The organism is Roseovarius aestuariivivens, assembly GCF_004761875.1.
GTDB lineage: Bacteria > Pseudomonadota > Alphaproteobacteria > Rhodobacterales > Rhodobacteraceae > Roseovarius > Roseovarius aestuariivivens.
In genome coordinates this window covers 127,216-144,759 of sequence record NZ_SJEY01000010.1, presented here as the reverse complement: position 1 = coordinate 144,759, position 17,544 = coordinate 127,216, and the positions used below count along the sequence as shown (strand labels likewise).

15 protein-coding genes are annotated in these 17,544 nt (G+C 61.1%); 6 read left to right on the top strand and 9 right to left on the bottom strand.

The features are described 5' to 3' along the window. The coding region (locus tag EZV60_RS19255) for a hypothetical protein (protein ID WP_210115115.1) at nucleotides 1-199 on the bottom strand (199 nt) is incomplete at its 3' end. Between EZV60_RS19255 and EZV60_RS16080 the strand changes: the two genes are divergently transcribed. From EZV60_RS16080 to lpdA, 6 genes are all read left to right on the top strand, one after another. After that, nucleotides 102-638 carry a DUF805 domain-containing protein gene (locus EZV60_RS16080; RefSeq protein WP_135506627.1) on the top strand — a complete coding sequence of 179 codons (537 nt, stop codon included), beginning with the start codon at nucleotides 102-104 and terminating at the stop codon, nucleotides 636-638. The two genes, EZV60_RS19255 and EZV60_RS16080, sit on opposite strands and share 98 nt — an antisense overlap. 12 nt (nucleotides 639-650) lie before the next feature. Next, nucleotides 651-3,605, top strand: coding sequence for a 2-oxoglutarate dehydrogenase E1 component (locus tag EZV60_RS16075; protein WP_135506626.1), 2,955 nt, complete (start codon nucleotides 651-653; stop codon nucleotides 3,603-3,605). Nucleotides 3,606-3,608: 3 nt separating this feature from the next. Further along, the gene (gene odhB / locus EZV60_RS16070; RefSeq protein ID WP_135506625.1) at nucleotides 3,609-5,162 is read left to right on the top strand and encodes a 2-oxoglutarate dehydrogenase complex dihydrolipoyllysine-residue succinyltransferase; all 1,554 of its coding nucleotides are present in this window, start codon (nucleotides 3,609-3,611) and stop codon (nucleotides 5,160-5,162) included. 54 nt (nucleotides 5,163-5,216) lie between these two features. Next, nucleotides 5,217-5,762 (top strand): hypothetical protein, encoded by a 546-nt coding sequence (locus EZV60_RS16065; RefSeq protein ID WP_135506624.1) that lies wholly within the window; start codon nucleotides 5,217-5,219, stop codon nucleotides 5,760-5,762. 43 nt (nucleotides 5,763-5,805) lie between these two features. Then, on the top strand, nucleotides 5,806-6,198 hold the full coding sequence (locus EZV60_RS16060) for an MAPEG family protein (RefSeq protein WP_135506623.1): 393 nt from the start codon (nucleotides 5,806-5,808) through the stop codon (nucleotides 6,196-6,198). Between the two features lie 100 nt (nucleotides 6,199-6,298). Further along, nucleotides 6,299-7,687, top strand: coding sequence for a dihydrolipoyl dehydrogenase (lpdA, locus tag EZV60_RS16055; protein WP_135506622.1), 1,389 nt, complete (start codon nucleotides 6,299-6,301; stop codon nucleotides 7,685-7,687). Nucleotides 7,688-7,877: 190 nt separating this feature from the next. Here lpdA and EZV60_RS16050 read toward each other — a convergent pair whose 3' ends face one another. The 8 genes from EZV60_RS16050 to EZV60_RS16015 form a co-directional block, all read right to left on the bottom strand. Further along, nucleotides 7,878-9,017, bottom strand: coding sequence for an NAD(P)/FAD-dependent oxidoreductase (locus EZV60_RS16050; protein ID WP_135506621.1), 1,140 nt, complete (start codon nucleotides 9,015-9,017; stop codon nucleotides 7,878-7,880). Between the two features lie 975 nt (nucleotides 9,018-9,992). Further along, a complete protein-coding gene (locus EZV60_RS16045) occupies nucleotides 9,993-11,948 on the bottom strand; it encodes an alpha/beta hydrolase (RefSeq protein WP_135506620.1) in 1,956 nt (651 codons plus the stop codon). Between the two features lie 22 nt (nucleotides 11,949-11,970). Continuing rightward, nucleotides 11,971-13,887: an alpha/beta fold hydrolase gene (locus EZV60_RS16040; RefSeq protein WP_135506619.1), complete on the bottom strand. Its 1,917-nt coding sequence runs from the start codon at nucleotides 13,885-13,887 to the stop codon at nucleotides 11,971-11,973. Between the two features lie 215 nt (nucleotides 13,888-14,102). Then, nucleotides 14,103-14,600, bottom strand: coding sequence for a hypothetical protein (locus tag EZV60_RS16035; RefSeq protein ID WP_135506618.1), 498 nt, complete (start codon nucleotides 14,598-14,600; stop codon nucleotides 14,103-14,105). Between the two features lie 41 nt (nucleotides 14,601-14,641). Continuing rightward, nucleotides 14,642-15,034 (bottom strand): hypothetical protein, encoded by a 393-nt coding sequence (locus EZV60_RS16030; RefSeq protein ID WP_245306329.1) that lies wholly within the window; start codon nucleotides 15,032-15,034, stop codon nucleotides 14,642-14,644. Nucleotides 15,035-15,329: 295 nt separating this feature from the next. Continuing rightward, entirely contained in the window at nucleotides 15,330-15,932 is a 603-nt protein-coding gene (locus EZV60_RS16025) for a pyridoxamine 5'-phosphate oxidase family protein (RefSeq protein WP_135506617.1), read from the bottom strand. After that, entirely contained in the window at nucleotides 15,919-16,659 is a 741-nt protein-coding gene (locus EZV60_RS16020; protein ID WP_135506616.1) for a lysophospholipid acyltransferase family protein, read from the bottom strand. The genes EZV60_RS16025 and EZV60_RS16020 overlap by 14 nt, the downstream gene beginning before the upstream one ends. Continuing rightward, nucleotides 16,656-17,525 carry a cell division protein FtsX gene (locus tag EZV60_RS16015; protein WP_135506636.1) on the bottom strand — a complete coding sequence of 290 codons (870 nt, stop codon included), beginning with the start codon at nucleotides 17,523-17,525 and terminating at the stop codon, nucleotides 16,656-16,658. The genes EZV60_RS16020 and EZV60_RS16015 overlap by 4 nt, the downstream gene beginning before the upstream one ends. Nucleotides 17,526-17,544 lie beyond the last annotated feature (19 nt).

Genomic DNA, 17,544 nt, shown 5'->3' with positions numbered 1-17,544 from the left:
TCGAAGCCATGAAATCCGCAGGCATCACAGTCGCCGAAAGCCCCGCAGGCCTCGGAGAAGCCGTCCTCAAAGCAATCGGGTAAGAAGAAATCAAGCCGAAGATGTCATTCACTGACGCCATCAAGACCTGCTTCGTGAAATACGTCACCTTTTCGGGACGCGCTTCTCGGTCGGAATACTGGTGGTTTGTGTTGTTCATTTTTCTTGGCGCTCTCGCGACGGGCCTATTAGACTTGCTGTTTTTCGGCCCGTCTCGTGCGCCCGGCCATCAGGCCACACGGATCTTCCAACCGCTTTTCCAGCTTGCCACGTTGCTGCCGCTGTTCGCAGCCGGGTGGCGGCGAATGCACGATACGGGTCGCCCCGGCTGGCTATTACTTCTGCCGCTTGCTGTAGCGCTTGGCACCATGCTCCTGATGATGGGCGGTGTCATGGGGTTTGGCATGATGCACAATTCCGGCGTCACTGGTCCCGGCTTGCGTGGCGGACTGGCCGGTGCGGGTTACCTGATGTTCGGTCTGGCTTGGATCGTACAGCTTGTCCTGTACATTCTGATCATCTGGTGGTTGACCAGGCCTAGCGATCCTGGCCCCAATGACTATGGCCCGCCACCCGGGCCGGTTTCCAGCGCCCAATAGAAAGGTGCCTCAATGACTGACCAATCCCCCAATGACCTTTTCCATGCCTCCAGCTTCATGCAAGGGCACAATGCGGAATATCTCGAACAGCTTTACGCGCGATACGCCAATGATCCGAACGCGGTCGATGAAGCTTGGCAGGCGTTTTTCCGCGAGTTGGGCGACGGGGAGACGGACGTCAAGAAGGAGGCCGCGGGTCCATCCTGGGCGCGGTCCGACTGGCCGCCACAGCCCGACGACGATCTGACCGGGGCGCTCACCGGGGACTATCCCGCGGAGGCCAAGGCCGTGACAGAAAAGATCGCGAAGAAGGCGCAGGAGAAAGGCGTAGAGGTCAGCGAAGACGCCATCAAGCGCGCCGTTCTGGACTCGGTGCGCGCGCTAATGCTGATCCGGGCTTATCGAATCCGTGGCCACCTTGCCGCCGATCTGGACCCGCTCGGCCTTCGCGAACATCCCGACCGGCCGGAGCTTGACCCGAAATCCTACGGTTTCACCGAAGCCGACATGGACCGGCCCATTTTCATCGACAACGTGCTCGGGCTGCAGGTCGCCTCGATCCGCGAGATCCTGCAGATCGTACGCCGGACCTATTGTGGCACTTTCGCACTTCAGTACATGCACATCTCTGACCCCGAACAATCCGCCTGGCTGAAAGAGCGAATCGAAGGATACGACAACGAGATCCGCTTTACCCGCGAAGGCCGTAAGGCAATCCTGAACAAGCTGGTCGAGGCCGAGGGCTTCGAGAAGTACCTGCACGTCAAATACATGGGCACCAAACGGTTCGGGCTTGATGGGGGCGAAAGCCTCATTCCGGCGATGGAGCAGATCATCAAGCGCGGCGGGCAGCTTGGCGTGAAGGACATCGTCATCGGCATGCCGCACCGCGGCCGTCTGTCGGTACTGGCCAATGTGATGGGAAAACCCTATCGCGCCATCTTCAATGAATTTCAGGGCGGCAGCTTCAAACCCGAAGATGTGGACGGGTCAGGGGACGTCAAATACCACCTGGGCGCCAGCCATGATCGCGAATTCGATGGCAACAACGTGCACCTCAGCCTGACGGCCAACCCCAGCCATCTCGAGGCCGTCAACCCGGTCGTTCTCGGGAAAAGCCGCGCCAAGCAGGACCAGCTGACCGACGAGGATCGAACCGCCGTTCTACCCATCCTGCTGCATGGCGACGCCGCCTTCGCCGGTCAGGGTGTCGTGGCGGAATGCTTTGGCCTTTCGGGTCTGAAGGGACACAAGACCGGTGGGACGATGCATCTGGTCGTGAACAACCAGATCGGCTTTACCACGGCGCCGCATTTCTCTCGTTCATCGCCATATCCCACCGACATCGCGCTGATGGTCGAGGCGCCGATTTTCCACGTGAACGGCGATGACCCTGAGGCGGTGGTGCATGCCGCCAAGGTCGCCACAGAGTTCCGGCAGAAGTTCCACAAGGATGTTGTGATCGACATCATCTGTTATCGCCGCTTTGGCCATAACGAGGGGGATGAACCAATGTTCACCAACCCCATCATGTACAAGAAGATCAAGTCGCAGAAGACGACGCTGGCCCTTTACACCGAACGGCTGGTCAAGGACGGCCTCATCCCCGAGGGTGAGGTCGACGACATGAAGGCGGCGTTCCAGTCGCATCTGGCCGATGAGTTCGAGGCGGGCAAGGAATACCGCCCGAACAAGGCGGATTGGCTGGACGGCAAGTGGTCACACCTGGACAAGGAGCAAGAGGACTATCAGCGGGGTGAGACGGCGATCAAGCCCGAAACCCTTGCCGAAATCGGCACGGCCCTGACCACCGCGCCCGATGGTTTCCCGCTCCACAAGACGGTACAGCGTCTTCTCGAAACCAAGGCCAAGATGTTCGACAGTGGAGAAGGCTTTGACTGGGCCACCGCAGAGGCGATCGCCTTTGGCTCGCTCTTGACAGAGGGCTACCCGGTGCGTCTTGCCGGTCAGGACAGCACACGCGGCACCTTTTCGCAGCGCCATTCCGGCCTGGTCAACCAGGACACTGAAGAGCGCTATTACCCGCTCAACAACATCCGCAAGGGGCAGGCCCGTTATGAGGTCATCGACTCGATGCTCTCTGAGTATGCGGTGCTGGGTTTCGAATACGGCTACACGTTGGCCGAGCCGAATGCCCTTGTGATGTGGGAGGCGCAGTTCGGCGACTTTGCCAACGGTGCGCAGATCATGTTCGACCAGTTCATCTCCTCGGGTGAAAGCAAATGGCTGCGTATGTCGGGCCTCGTCTGCCTTCTGCCCCATGGCTACGAAGGACAAGGCCCAGAACACAGCTCGGCACGCCTGGAGCGGTTCCTGACCATGTGCGGACAGGACAACTGGATCGTGGCCAATTGCTCGACCCCGGCCAACTATTTCCACATCCTGCGCCGGCAGTTGCACCGCACCTTCCGTAAACCACTGATACTGATGACCCCGAAGTCGCTTCTGCGTCACCGGCTGTGTATCTCCAAGGCCGAGGAATTCACCACCGGATCGAGTTTTCACAGGGTGCTTTGGGACGATGCGCAGCAAGGCAATTCGGACCTGAAGCTGAAATCAGACGACAAGATCAAGCGCGTCGTGATGTGTTCGGGCAAGGTTTATTATGATCTGCTGGAAGAACGCGACAAACGCGGGCTGGACGATGTGTATCTTCTACGGCTCGAGCAGTTCTACCCTTTCCCCGCCATTTCCATGGTCAAGGAGCTTGAGCGCTTCAAGAAAGCCGAAATGGTATGGTGCCAGGAAGAGCCCAAGAACCAGGGCGCTTGGTCCTTTATCGAGCCGAACATCGAATGGGTGCTGCAGCGCATCAAGGCCAAGCACACGCGGCCCATCTACGCTGGTCGCGCCGCCTCCGCCTCTCCGGCGACGGGGCTCGCAAGCCAGCACAAGAAACAGCAAGAAGCGCTCGTCGACGAGGCGCTGACGATTGAAGGGAAGTAACCCATGACCACTGAAGTACGCGTTCCCACATTGGGCGAGTCGGTCTCCGAGGCCACGGTCGCCACCTGGTTCAAGAAGCCCGGCGATGCGGTCGAGGCCGATGAAATGCTGTGCGAACTGGAAACCGATAAGGTGACCGTCGAAGTGCCCTCGCCAGCCGCTGGCAAACTGGGAGAGATCGTCGCCAAGGAAGGCGAGACCGTGGGTGTTGACGCCCTTCTGGCCACGATCGAGGAGGGCGCGGGCGCCAGCTCGGGCGGTGAGAAAAAAGAGGCCGCGCCGGCCAAGTCCGAAAGCGCCGATGACGACGACAGCGGCGGCGGTAACTCGGGCGGCGACACGATCGACGTGATGGTGCCGACCCTGGGCGAGTCCGTGTCCGAAGCGACCGTCTCGACCTGGTTCAAACAGGTTGGCGACAAGGTCGAAGCCGACGAGATGCTGTGCGAGCTGGAAACCGACAAGGTCTCGGTCGAAGTGCCCGCGCCGGCCTCTGGCACGTTGACTGAAATCCTCGCCAATGAGGGCTCGACGGTCGAGGCTGGCGGCAAGCTGGCGCTCATGTCCTCGGGCGGCGGCGCGTCCGCGAAGAAAGCGGAGGTGACAGAGCCTGCAGAGAAACCGGAAGGCGAGCAGTACACCACCCCTGCCGCCGGTCGGGACGTGGAAGACGCACCATCGGCGAAGAAAGCCATGGCTGAAAAGGGCGTCAGCCGCGACCAAGTGCAGGGATCGGGCCGCGATGGCCGGGTCATGAAGGAAGACGTGGCAAAGGCCGCGGCGGCGGCAAGCGCGGTCCCTGCGGCCTCGTCCGCGCCTGCACAGGCTCCTCGCGCGCCGGTCTCCGCCGAGGATGCCAGCCGCGAGGAACGGGTCAAGATGACCCGCCTGCGGCAGACCATCGCCAAGCGTCTCAAGGACAGCCAGAACACCGCCGCCATGCTGACCACCTATAACGAGGTGGACATGACGGAGGTCATGGCGCTCCGGAACCAGTACAAGGACGAGTTCCAGAAAAAGCACGGCGTGAAACTGGGCTTCATGTCCTTCTTCACCAAGGCCTGCTGTCACGCTCTGAAAGAAGTGCCCGAGGTCAATGCCGAGATCGACGGAACTGACATTGTTTACAAGAACTTCGTCCACATGGGGATTGCCACCGGCACGCCCACGGGTCTGGTCGTTCCTGTGATCCGCGATGCGGACTCCATGTCCTTCGCCGACATCGAAAAGGCCATTGCCGAGAAGGGCGCCCGCGCCCGCGATGGCAAGCTGAGCATGGCCGAAATGCAGGGCGGGACCTTCACCATTTCGAACGGTGGTGTCTACGGCTCTCTGATGTCCTCGCCGATCCTCAACCCGCCGCAATCGGGTATTCTGGGTATGCACAAGATCCAGCAGCGCCCGATGGTGGTGAACGGAGAGATCAAAGCACGCCCGATGATGTATCTCGCCCTCAGCTACGACCACCGGATCGTCGACGGCAAGGGCGCCGTGACCTTCCTCGTGCGGGTCAAGGACGCGCTCGAGGATCCGCGCCGTCTGTTGATGGACCTCTAGGTCTTGCGGGGTGGGCAGGCTGCCCACCCTATCCATTGTGTTTGGATTCGTGATATGAGCCTGGCGTCCAGTTATGCCCAAGCCATCGCCGCCCGGCGTGCGTTTCAATTGCCGGGCTATCCAAGCTTGGCAGATGAAGGCTATGACGGCGATTATGTCTCGCCCATCCAGATGACGTCGGGCAGTCTGACGGGGCCGATGCTGGTGTCAAAGGACTGGCTGGATGCGCCCTCCGCGCGCAGGCATCGCGACGTGCTGATGAAACAGGGGTATCTGCCAGAAAACCCGTTCAACCGGGTGATCGACAAGGTCTTGAAATTGCTCGGGCTTTCGCGGAGCGACCTCTACATCACGCCGGTCTTTCACCTGCTGACGCCGCAGCGGTCCTCGACCATTCCGCCGGCCCATGCCCGCGCCAGCTGGGAAGCGGTGGGCCAGCACGAGCGTCTAGGGCGCAGACCCATCGCGCTCGGCCACGATTCTGCTCGTGTTCTCAAACACTTCGGGGTGCCGCATGTGCAGGCGCCGCATCCGTCGGCGCGGACGGGGACGTTTGACGAGAAAGCCGCCCGGATCGCGGAGGCCGTGCGCGCCGCATGATCCGCCACACGCTCTTGCCCCCATGTCCGAAAGGTCTGACGCCATGACACCGGAACTGACCGCCCTCACCCTTGCCGCGCTCTTGCAGGTGCTTCAGCTTTGCCTTTACGCCGTGGCCGGCAACCTGGCTTTGGGCACGCGCGCAGCGCTCAGCCCGCGGGACGGCCAAATGCCTGATTTGCCTGAGAAACCCGGGCGCATCAAGCGGGCGCTCGATAATCATTTCGAAGGCCTGCTGCTCTTCGCCATCGCCTGTCTGGTGCTGACGGTCAGCGGTACAGCTACCGCTTACACAGCTACATGCGCCTACATCTATCTGGTCGCGCGGGTTCTTTATATCCCGGCCTATGTCTTTGGCTGGGTGCCGTGGCGGTCGGTGATCTGGGCGACAGGTTTTTTCGCAACGGTGGCCATGCTGGGGGCCGCTCTGGTATGACCAAGGAAACCCGACCGGGCCGCGTTTTGTACAAAACGCACCAAAATTCGCGGCCCTGTTTTACAATTTGTACAAAACTCAAAAGACCCGGGAGAGACCCATGGCAAGCTATGACGTGATCGTAATCGGCTCCGGCCCCGGCGGCTATGTGGCCGCCATCCGCTGTGCGCAACTCGGGCTCAAGACCGCCTGCGTCGAGGGACGCGAGACGCTGGGGGGCACTTGCCTCAACGTGGGCTGCATCCCCTCCAAGGCGCTTTTGCATGCCAGTCACATGCTGCACGAGGCCGAACACAATTTCGCGGCCATGGGGCTCAAGGGCAAAAGCCCCTCGGTCGACTGGAAACAGATGCTCAAGTACAAGTCCGAGACCATCGGACAGAACACCAAGGGCATCGAGTTTCTGTTCAAGAAGAACAAGATCGATTGGCTCAAGGGCTGGGGCTCGATCCCCGAGGCGGGCAAGGTGAAGGTGGGCGACGAGACACACGAGGCCAAGAACATCATCGTCGCGACGGGGTCCGAGGCGTCGAGCCTGCCCGGAATCGAGATCGATGAAAAAACCGTTGTCACCTCGACCGGGGCGCTGGAGCTTTCGAAGGTTCCGAAAAAGATGGTGGTGATCGGCGCAGGCGTGATCGGGCTGGAGCTTGGCTCGGTCTATGCGCGGCTTGGCTCGGAGGTGACTGTTGTAGAATATCTCGACCACATCCTGCCGGGCATGGATGGCGAGGTGCAGAAGACGTTCCAGCGAATGCTCAAGAAGCAGGGGCTGAATTTCATCATGGGCGCGGCGGTGCAGGAGGTCGAGGCGCTCAAGACCAAGACCAAGGTGACCTACAAGCTGCGCAAGGATGACAGCGAGGAAACGGTCGATGCCGACGTGGTGCTGGTGGCCACGGGGCGCAAACCCTTTACCGACGGTCTGGGGCTGGACGCGCTTGGCGTCGAGATGACGGACCGGGGGCAGGTCAAGACCGACGCACAGTGGAAGACCAATGTGGACGGTGTCTATGCCATCGGCGATTGCGTCACCGGGCCGATGCTGGCGCACAAGGCCGAGGACGAGGGTATGGCCTGCGCCGAGGTGATTGCGGGCAAGCATGGGCATGTGAATTACGATGTGATCCCCGGCGTGATCTACACCCATCCCGAGGTCGCCGCCGTGGGCAAGACCGAAGAGATGCTCAAGGAAGAGGGGCGGGCGTACAAGGTCGGCAAGTTCTCCTTCATGGGCAACGGGCGCGCGAAGGCGAATTTCGCGGGCGAAGGCTTCGTGAAGATCCTCGCGGACAAGGAAACCGACCGGATCCTCGGCGCGCATATCATCGGGCCGATGGCGGGCGATCTTATTCACGAGATCTGTGTCGCGATGGAGTTCGGCGCGGCGGCGGAGGATCTGGCGCTGACGTGCCACGCGCATCCGACCTATTCCGAGGCGGTGCGCGAGGCGGCGCTGGCCTGCGGGGATGGGCCGATTCATTCGTGATCCTTGGGGGCGGGACACCCCGCCCCACATTTCTGCGCGGTCTCGAAGTCGAAAGGTCCGCTCTGCGGACAAAGCAGCCTTGAAACCGATTTCTGATCTGGCGACAAGCCGGAAGAAAGGCAATCGCGTCGGTTTCATTTCCGTCAACCATGGAAATGACAGTCTCCGAAGCCAGTGAAGACTGTCGTATCTATCTTGCGGCAGTTTGGAGGTTGAACCAGCGCTCCCGACGCGTGTCATCGAACCCATTCTTGAATGCCTTTCCGGCAATTGAGGGCGGATGATAAATCGCCTTGAGGGACTCCCCTGTCAGAAAGTCCAGCTCGGCATAGCTGACGCGGCCGTCGCCATATTCAACGATACAGGTACCTGTGCCGGTATTTCGCTCTGCTTTTCTGCCTTCGAGTCTCTCCAGGATAGCAGTCGACACGCTCAGCGCCGCGCTTTCGGCAAACGTTCCGGACTTTGGAAGTCCTGTCGCGGCAATGTCACCGATCGCAAATACATCGGAGCAACGGGTTTCAAGGGTCGCCAGATCGATTGGCACCCAAGAGTTCTCGGTCAGGCCGCTATCGATGACGACCTGCGGTGCGGTATGCTTTGGCACGCCGAGGAATAGCTCAAACGGCAATTCCGTGCCGTCGTCCAAGGTCGCCAATCCCTGGTCAAGCCGAACCACAGTTCGCTGACGCAACAGGCGGATACCGAAGTCTTCGAAAGAGTCCATCAGCGCCTGCGCCATCTCGGCCGAGGCGGGCATAGGGGTGGACAGCGGCGAGACGAACGTGATGTCGCACGCGTCGCGGATGTCACGCTCGGTGAGGTAATGGTGAAGCGTCAGGGCGCATTCGCTGGGCCCAGGCGGGCATTTATAGGGAAAACCGCAGATACCGACGATTATCGACCCGCCTGAAAAGCTTGGGAAAATATCGCGCAACCGGGTCGCTCCTGCATTGGAATAGAATTCATTGCCATGCTCGGCGAGCCCAGGGGTCGCCGCAAGGTCATAATCGGCCCCCAACGCGATCACGAGAAAATCAGCCTCATAGACGCCGCTCTGCGTGGTCACGCGCCGAGTATCTGGATCGATGGCGGTAATTGTTTCCCTCAAAATACGGACGCCGGGCTTGTCGAAATTGTCATAGGGCAGACGAACCTCATCGAGCGTGGTCTTTCCGAACACCACGTCGATCCGATTGTACCCGAAGACAAAACTGTCACTCTTGTCGATGACGATAACGCCGGCATCCTCGCCCAACGCCTCTGACAGCAGGGTGGCCAACTCCAGTCCGCCGAAGCCGGCGCCCAGAATGATAACTTTCGATTTCATGTTTATCCCTTCGGGCGGGACCAATCTCGGAGCCGCCCGAAAATCAGTTCGGTCACCTCGGGAAGGATCTGTTCAAGACTCCCAGTGACGCCAGCTGCGCCGAGCCGTATTTCAGTTAACGCATGGTTTGTCCGGGGAAGTCAACTGACCGTGTCCAGCCGCATCCTTGTCGAAAGGGACTGCATTCTCAAAACCGTAAAGCGCGGTCATTCTCTGTCCTCCGTTTCCTAAACATAACGGCGGACCAATTCAGATGGGGAGGCTCAATTGCCGAAGATATATTCGTTTGCTCCAGCTTGAAGGCGCTCGCTACAGCTGTCGGTGCTTTCAAATTGCATCTCTTAGCTTTGCTGTTGTGGATACTGGGTCATGAAGTGAGCTTGGAACAGAACGGAGAGTTATTACTCTCGAAGTACAGCCAACAGCTGCATAGTATTGCCGAGCGTCTGCCTTGACATTCCGTTCCACACAATCATCGGCTTGCAGCGGACGTCAGCTTCGCTGAAGCTGTGTGCCGAAGCAGGACGAACCAAAAACCCCAGGTGATGAAGGTCCACTTTCGCCGCATGACCCAATTCGCGCTGCGACGCGGTGAGCTTCCGCAATCCGCCCATTTATGACCTATGCTTGCATATCACCCAAGTCGCCTTTGGGCTCAAGGCGGTCATCTGAGTGTTTTCATCAGATGACCGGACAGGCGCTGAAAGCAGCCTTCGGAGCCGTAGAAATCGACGTTTCCTCCGTGAACAACCGCTTCTATCGACACCGGACGTTCGCAAAAATCAGCGCAATGAAAGCCTTGCGGACGAAGTGGCCGGACGGGCATCATCGCTCAACCGGCGCTTCCGGCCCAAAGCCGACCTTGACTGAGTCCGGCCAGGCCGCAGCGCGGCTTCACCGAACCGGCCATTCGTGCATCATGCAGCATTATCAGGGGGCAAGTAGCTGCGATGCGGACAAGGCCGCTGTTTGCGGTCATCTCAAAGGCTCGTTTGGCAGGAAAAAATCGGGCTCCAAGCCGGCGATGCATCTACCGGGCACCGGACGGTGTGGCGCGTGGATGAAGGCGACCGTCATGTCGCGCGCGCAATCCGAGAACTGGAAAACGCCGTGGCCCGCTCCGGGAAAGACAAAGGTTTGCGCATTAGGCAAGGTCTCCGCCGACTTCGGTCCCCAGCGCCACGATGTCTGGGTGTCAGCCAGCCCGGACAGGACCATCACCGGCAGGTCGGAGGTGACGGGCTCATGGAAGTCTGGCCGTGGCAAGTGCTGGTCGAATGCGTCGCATGCGGCATAGATCGTCTCGATCGCCCTGAGGTTCGTAGGCTCAAGCAGGAACGGGTAGCGAATGGTCTCGTGGAACGCCGCAACGCCCTCCCTGCTGTTCCAAGGGATGTCTTCCTGACAGGCATAGGTCATCTGATGGAAATACGTCAGGAACGCGCCTGCGAGCACCTCGTCGCGTTCGATGATGCGCGCATACGCCTCCGATAGTTCTTCTTCGGTCATCGCGTTCACAAGGTTGCTTAGACGGGGCTGAGTTGCTGGCAAAACATGATCGGTGATTAGCTGCAGGAGTCGCTCCCGCGTCTGCGGGCCGTCCTGCAGGGCAAGCAGGCTGCCGAGCATTGCGGTGCGCGCGCCGTCGTCCGGAATCCCATCGTAAGCGGCTTCCAGCCCCGCCGAAAACTCTGCGGCTATGTTCGGTTCGGCGCGCAGGTCTCTTTCGAGTTGCGTCAGGGCCGTCGTCGCAAGCTCCTCTGCCGCTTCCATGAGATCTGCAGCCTGAAACGCTGCAATGGCCAGAGCTTGCTCGTCCGGCTCCAGATCGACCCTAGCCCTGAAGATGCGCCGCATCGGTGAAATGCGCTCCTCTTCCGCCAGCGCGACATAGCGATCAAGCGCGGTCGCCTTGCGCTCGGACAACTCCGCGGTGATACGAGGCAGATACTCGGTCACATCTCCAAATAGCCCGGCAAGGTTCCGCCCCTGAAGCAGCGGCATGTAGAGATCTGCCGTCACCTCAACTGTTCCCCGTCCGCCGGGAATGGGATTGGCGCGCAGATCCGTAACGACCTGACTGATCTGCTCGCCAAAATCCGGATAGGCCTCGGCACAGCCCGGATCGTCTGCACATTGCCTGACAATCGCGTCGAGCATGCCCTGGTGCGGCCCTAGAAGCTCATCATAAAGACGCACAGTGGTCGGCGCGACACTATCCAGCGTGACGCTGCGCACTCCCTCGGGGTTTGTCCGCATCACCTCGAGTGCTAACCGCGTTCCGTAGGAAATGCCGTAGATATTGTAGTCGTCATACCCGAGGCCTTGAACCACCGCCCGCACGTCGCGGGCGTTCATGACGGTATTATAGAGCGACAAGTCAACGCCCCTATCTTCAATCTCCGCGACGCAGGAAGCGGTAAGCGAGACAATCGCCTCGTCGGGACCGGTGCTGTCGGGCTCAGGCAGCGCGCCGACCAGTCCGGCGTTCTGGCTCAGGCTGTCTACGCATCGAAGGTTGCGTGCCGTGAGACCGGCAGACCGCTGGTCGAAGGTGACGATGTCGCGCGTCCGGCGGTGTTCTGCGAACATGCCGGCAACTCTCGGGAGCGAGCCCAGCGTTCCCTCGCCCGGACCGCCGTGCAGATAGGCAACCGGATCGGCGAACGGTGCCTCGGATTGCGCGCGCAATATGGCGAACTCGATCGCCAGTCTGCCAGCGTTCGGCGCGTCATGGTTCTCGGGCACCTCGACCGTTCCACAGATGACGGTCTGCCCTTCGATCTCCAGTCCCAGTGTCTCGGCCTCGCACGGTTCTACCGTGACCGGATAGGCAGCATTTGGACCACCGTTACGCAGTACATCGAATACGGGTGCCGGTTCGGGACCGAGTAGCCCGGTGACAATGGCAATAAGCTCTACGGCGTCCAACGGCGTGCTCCTTATTCTGGACCTATTCCGGCAACTCGTCGTCCGGCATCACGAAGGTCGGCCGAGCCGCCTCCACGCAGGCAAGGTTGGGTTCGACATCGGGTGACAGGATGAAGGCGTGGACGAGCGATTGCCCGCATTCGGTGAACAGGCCCGGCACATGACTTGCCATTGGGATCTCGACAAGCGTCGCATTTGTCAGCGTTTCAGCGGCTTGGTAGGCGTGAACAGCAGGTGTCATGACGTCGATCGACCCCGTCACAACGAGAGTGCGTACATCGCTGACCACGGGTGGCGGCGGCGGCGCATAGATCTCGGCTCCCAGCCCGAGTTGCTCGCAACTTATTTGGTAGTTGATTGGCCAATAGGCGCGGACACCAATCAGCTGCGGTGCTTCAAACTCAAGGTAGCTAGAATAGGCTACCTCGTGCGAGATGTTTGGCCCGCGGTCGTTGCAGAACACGGTCCTGTTGGTGATCGACCCGAGCGTTTCGAGGCCCATCTCAAAGGCCGGGCTGGTCAGGACTGCGAAGACATCGCGAACCTCGGAGTCGTCCAATCTGGCAGTCAACTCCAGCATTTCGGACTGAAGACCGGGAAATACGACAGCCTGTCGGATCAGGGTTTCCAATCCAGCCCTCGTGCGCTGCTCGCGATGGAGGATGTAGGGCTTCAGCTTAGTGACGAAGATCGTGCCGGCCGAGCCTCCGATGCTGACCATGCCATCGAAGAGCCCCACGATCAGGTCGGCACGGTCTTCAGCCTCGAGCGCCGCTTCTCTCATGAGTGCGTTCAAGAAAAGGACCTGGCTGTAGCTTTCCTTAATCTCGTCGAGCTGCGCGGAGAAGGCCTCAAGTTCCGTCTTCGCGGCAGCCATGGCTGAGGCAGGATCCGATGTCACCGCAGTCTGTGCGGCATCTGGAAGGGTCACCTCATATCGCGATACAGATCCTGCCAAATCGAATACCGCTGTCTCACCGCGCTCCAATTCAGCTACGAGCCTCGGAATGTAGGGAAGAAGGCCAGTCTGGTTGGTCACGGCAGACCGCATGACCTCTGCCACTTCTTCTACCGTAATCGGTTCCTCGCCATCGCGAGAAATCGGTTGTTCTTGTAGCGAAGCGAGCAGGCGTACTGCAGTCGCACGGCTATTTGGGTAAGAGGCAGCACACGCCGGATCCTGTTCACACGTATCGAAGACACGCAGTGCGGCCAGTGCTACATCGAAAGCGAGTTCGTAAAACTCAGTGTCCCGCGGAGCCACGCTATCCAATACAGCGGTACGAATGGAGGGTAGATCGGGGTCGTTGGCCCTCTCGTAGTGATCAAGGATCTCGAGCACGACAGTCGTGCCATAGGAGCCTCCGTATAAATTGTAGCTTGGGTAGCCGAACTGCTCCATCAGGGCGATCGTATCCCGAACAGTGCTCGCCGTTTTGTAGTGCTCGAGTTCGATGCCCCTTTCGGCGAAGAGTGGTAAACAGCGGCTGCGGTCGATCAGATCCCAGTAGCTTGAGATGACACCAAGAACAGCGTCCGGATCGCTGTATGCGTCGACGCCGAGCGCATCTGTCCGAGCATCTGCAGCGGGGATGTCTTCGTCATACGTCTCCGGATTGACCGCCATGATATCGGGCGGGCAGTAGAGTTCGTTGCTGTGGGCGGTTCCGCGTTGATCGAAAAAGATCACGTCACGGCTGGCGCGCAGGGCCGCTGTACCACCACTGATCTGGGCAAAGGAGTTGAGCGCGGACCCTCCGGGTCCGCCCTGGAAATAGACTACCGGGTCGGGCAGAGGCGCGAGGCTCGTGCTCTTGAGAATGACATACGAGATCGGAACATAGTGCCTTTCGGGTCGGACCAATCCTGCGGAACCATGATCTGGCCGCAGAGCGCCGTCTCGCCGAGCGTCTCCGATGACGAGATCTCGATCGGGCATTCTGAACCCGCGTCTTGCGCGACGGCGGCATCGTAGGCCGGGACGGAAAGCACCGCCCAAAGCACTGCCAAGATGAGGGTACGCATGAAACCAAGTCTCCTTTTGAGGTTTCGCCCTATCTACGTCTCGGCTCGAAACTTGATCCTGACACTTGGACGAAACAAACGCAGGTGATGGCGCTCAAATCGGCGACGTTTTTTCGATGCCATCGCAAATCACTGGCGTGCGGCAACTACCAACCCGGGCGGAAGTGGTCTTTCACAGAAGAAAGCGCCTTGCCCGTTCGCGCCTTGGGTTTGCATAGGGCTTTCACCGGCGCCGACGATCATGAAGACGGCATCCATACGATAGATGACCTCACCATCCGGCAGGTCGAGGTGGTGGTGTAGTTGGACGACGTTCATCGTTGCGCCGCCGGACGTGACGGCGCTCGACGCACACAGACCATCCTGGCAAGTCCAAACATCGTCCGGGACAAAGTCCGCCGCATTCAGAAACAAAGCAATCTCGGCTGAGTCTTCGGCATCCCGCACTGCGAAGCGCATCGGCTCGACGCGCTTGTCGTCGTTGTCGGTCCATGCGATCGCACCAGTGCAGGTCGTGACGGGGCCACCGAGCGTGTCTTCAATCGCATCGTTGCCGGACGCAGCCGTTGCCAGAACCGTCGCCAATGAAGCCAGAAACATCTGCTGCAAGGATACCAAATTTTGCACGATTACCTCCCCAGAAAATCAATGAGCGCACAGGCTTTTGCCTAGGCCGCCCCCTCATCGCCCATGGACATCAGCGACGGTTTCCTGCCGGTGGGCGAGACAAGGCAGCGCCATGGCGCACCGTTTGCGCCAACACGCATGTAAATGGCAGTCGCAGCTCGCGAGGTTTCGCCCCCAACCACGATGACGTTCCCATTGGTCGCAGCATCGAGGGCAGCGCGGCACGAGTCGATAGCAGCTTGGGTGACGTCCGGACCCATGGTCGTAATGAAGGGCGGGCTCCCTGGTGCAAGTGGCAGCTGGCTGGCGCTTCCGCCTGTGTCCTCGATGCAGCCAGTGAGCAGGACGAGAGCTCCCGCACCCGCCACGAAATTCAACGCCTGGGTCATCTTCTGCAGTCCTTTCCGATCTTCCGAATTCTTTGACGATGTCACAAAAACCAGACCCTGGCACCACGTTTCTGAAGAAAAAACTGGATTTGCTTCAGGCTCGGAGCTGCCATGCGGCGTTGGCGAAGCAAGCCTCGGTTCAGCTTCATCTGAATGTCCGCTCCGGGTACCGTGGCAAGGTTAATTCGCGCCCGCAGAGAAGGTCCGGAATCCGCCCATCGCGACGAATGCTGCGCCTGACGCCAAGGTCTGAAAAGGGCTCATTCCTGTCATTTGCCGTAACGGGTCCATGGCAGTCTGCGCGCTGCGCTGTGTCTTGGGCTCGCGCCTGCCGCACCAGCTACCACATCGTCTTGGCTGCCCGCGCGCCCCAGGCGGCGTCGTAGTCCGCGCCGCCCTCTTCGCCCGCTGACACCTCCGCGAGGATCTCGCCCATGCTCGGCAGGTCTGCGCTGTCGTCGCGGGACCAGAGCCCGGAGCGGATCGTGGCGCGGGCGCATTGGGCGTAGATTTCGGCGATGGTGATCACGATCACCGTGGCGGGCTGACGGCCCTTGCGCTCGAACCGCGCGCACAGCTCCGCGTCCGCCGTCACCCGCGCGGTGCCATTCACGCGCACCACCGTGTTGGAGCCCGGCACAAGGAACATCAGCGACACGCGCCCGTCCTCGACGATGTTGCGCAAGCTGTCGAGCCGGTTGTTGCCGCGCCAGTCGGGCATCGCCAGCGTGCGCGCGTCGAGTTCTTCCACCACCGGGCCATCGTCGCCCCGCGGGCTGCCGTCGGTGCCGGCCTGCCCCACCGTGCTTAGAACGCAGTAGCGCGAGGTCATGATCCAGCGGCGGTAGAGCGGGGTCAGGGCCGTCGCGACCTTGCGCAGGCTCGGCGCGCCGGGCGTGTCGTAAAGCGCCTCGAGGGCCTCTGTCGTGTCAATGAACTCCATCCGGATCGAACCCCGCTTCTCTCATCAGGTTATTTGACGCGGTCTCGATCTCGTCCTCGAGCCGCGCCATGAACACCTCTCGGTCCATCCCGGCCTTGATGCGCGGCAGGAATTCCACCACCGCGACACCCGGCTTGCGCAGGATGCCCTTGCGCGGCCAGAAGACGCCGACATTGGTGGCGACCGGCACGCAATCGTGCCCGAATTCCGCGTAAAGCACGCCGGACCCGATCTTGTAGGGCGCTTTTACGCCCGGGGCGATGCGCGTGCCCTGCGGGTAGATTATCAGCTGTCCGGGCCGTTGCCGGCCCTTGGCGACGTCCTCGGCCATTTGCTTGATCGCCGCGCTGCGCTTGCCGCGATCCACCGGCACGCAGCCGATCTTGAGCGCGTATTGCCCGATCACCGGCGCGTACATCAGTTCGCGTTTCATGATGAATTTGCCCGCGGGCACGGACGAGAAGATGAGGATGATGTCGAGGAAGGACTGGTGCTTGGCCACGACCAGCACCTCGTCTTTGGGCGGCGTGCCGCGCACTTCGGTCTTGAGGCCGACCATCCAAGAGGCCGTCCAGCGGACCCAGGCGCACCACGTCTTGCAGGCGGTGAGCGCGCCCTTGCGGCTGACCAGGGCCCAGGGGAAGAAGACCAGCCCCATGAGGGCCATCATCAGGTAGATTTGGCCGACGAAGACCAGAGAGCGGAGCCATTGGAGGGCGTCTTTCATGGCATATCCTTCAGCGTCTTGACCGCAGCCGCCTGTGTCGCGGCGAAGGCGACGGCGGCGGCGAGCGGCGGGATCACGAATAGCCAGAGCCATTGCAGCCCCTGAAACCCGAGCCCCGTGAGAAACCCGCCCGCGTCCTGCGCGGCGGGCAAAAGCAGGATCGCCACGGCGGCGATCACCACGCCGACGCCCGCGCCGATCAGCGCGCGCAGGGTGAAGCGGCGCACGAAGGCCTGCGCGATATACCGGTCGCGCGCACCGACGAGACGCAGGACCGAAATCACCTGTGCATTCGCGGCAAGGGCGGCATTGGCCGCCAGCGTGATCATCGCCGCCGTCGCGCCGCCGATGATGAGGATCGAGAACAGTCCCAGCGTGCGCAGGCGGGTGGCGGCCTCGACCAGCGGACGGCGCCAGCGGGTGTGATCGTCGAGCACGGCGCCCGGCACCTCGGCGGCAAGCCGCAGGCGCAGACCATCGGGATCAAAGCCGTCCTCGGCCTCGACCACCTCGATCAGCTGGGGAATGGGCAGAGTGTCGAGCGGCAGGTCGGGGCCGAACCATGGCTCGAGCAGGTCGCGCTGTTCGTCGTGGCCAAGCGCGCGGGCCGAGGCGACGCCGCTGGTCGTCTCGAGCACGCGGAGCGCGGCCTCGGTCTGGGCGGCGAGCTGACCCTCGGGCGCGGAAATGCGGATGGTGGAGCTGCGCGCCAGTTCGGACCCCCAGCGATCCGCAAGCCGCCCGGTGGCAAGCGACAGCGCCAGCGCGAAGACCGCGAGAAAGGCCATGGCCGCCGCGCTGAAGAGCGTCAGTGAGGCGGTGAAGCCGGTGGGCGGCACACAGCGGTCGGCCTGCGCGTCGCCCATGATGAATTCCACGATACGG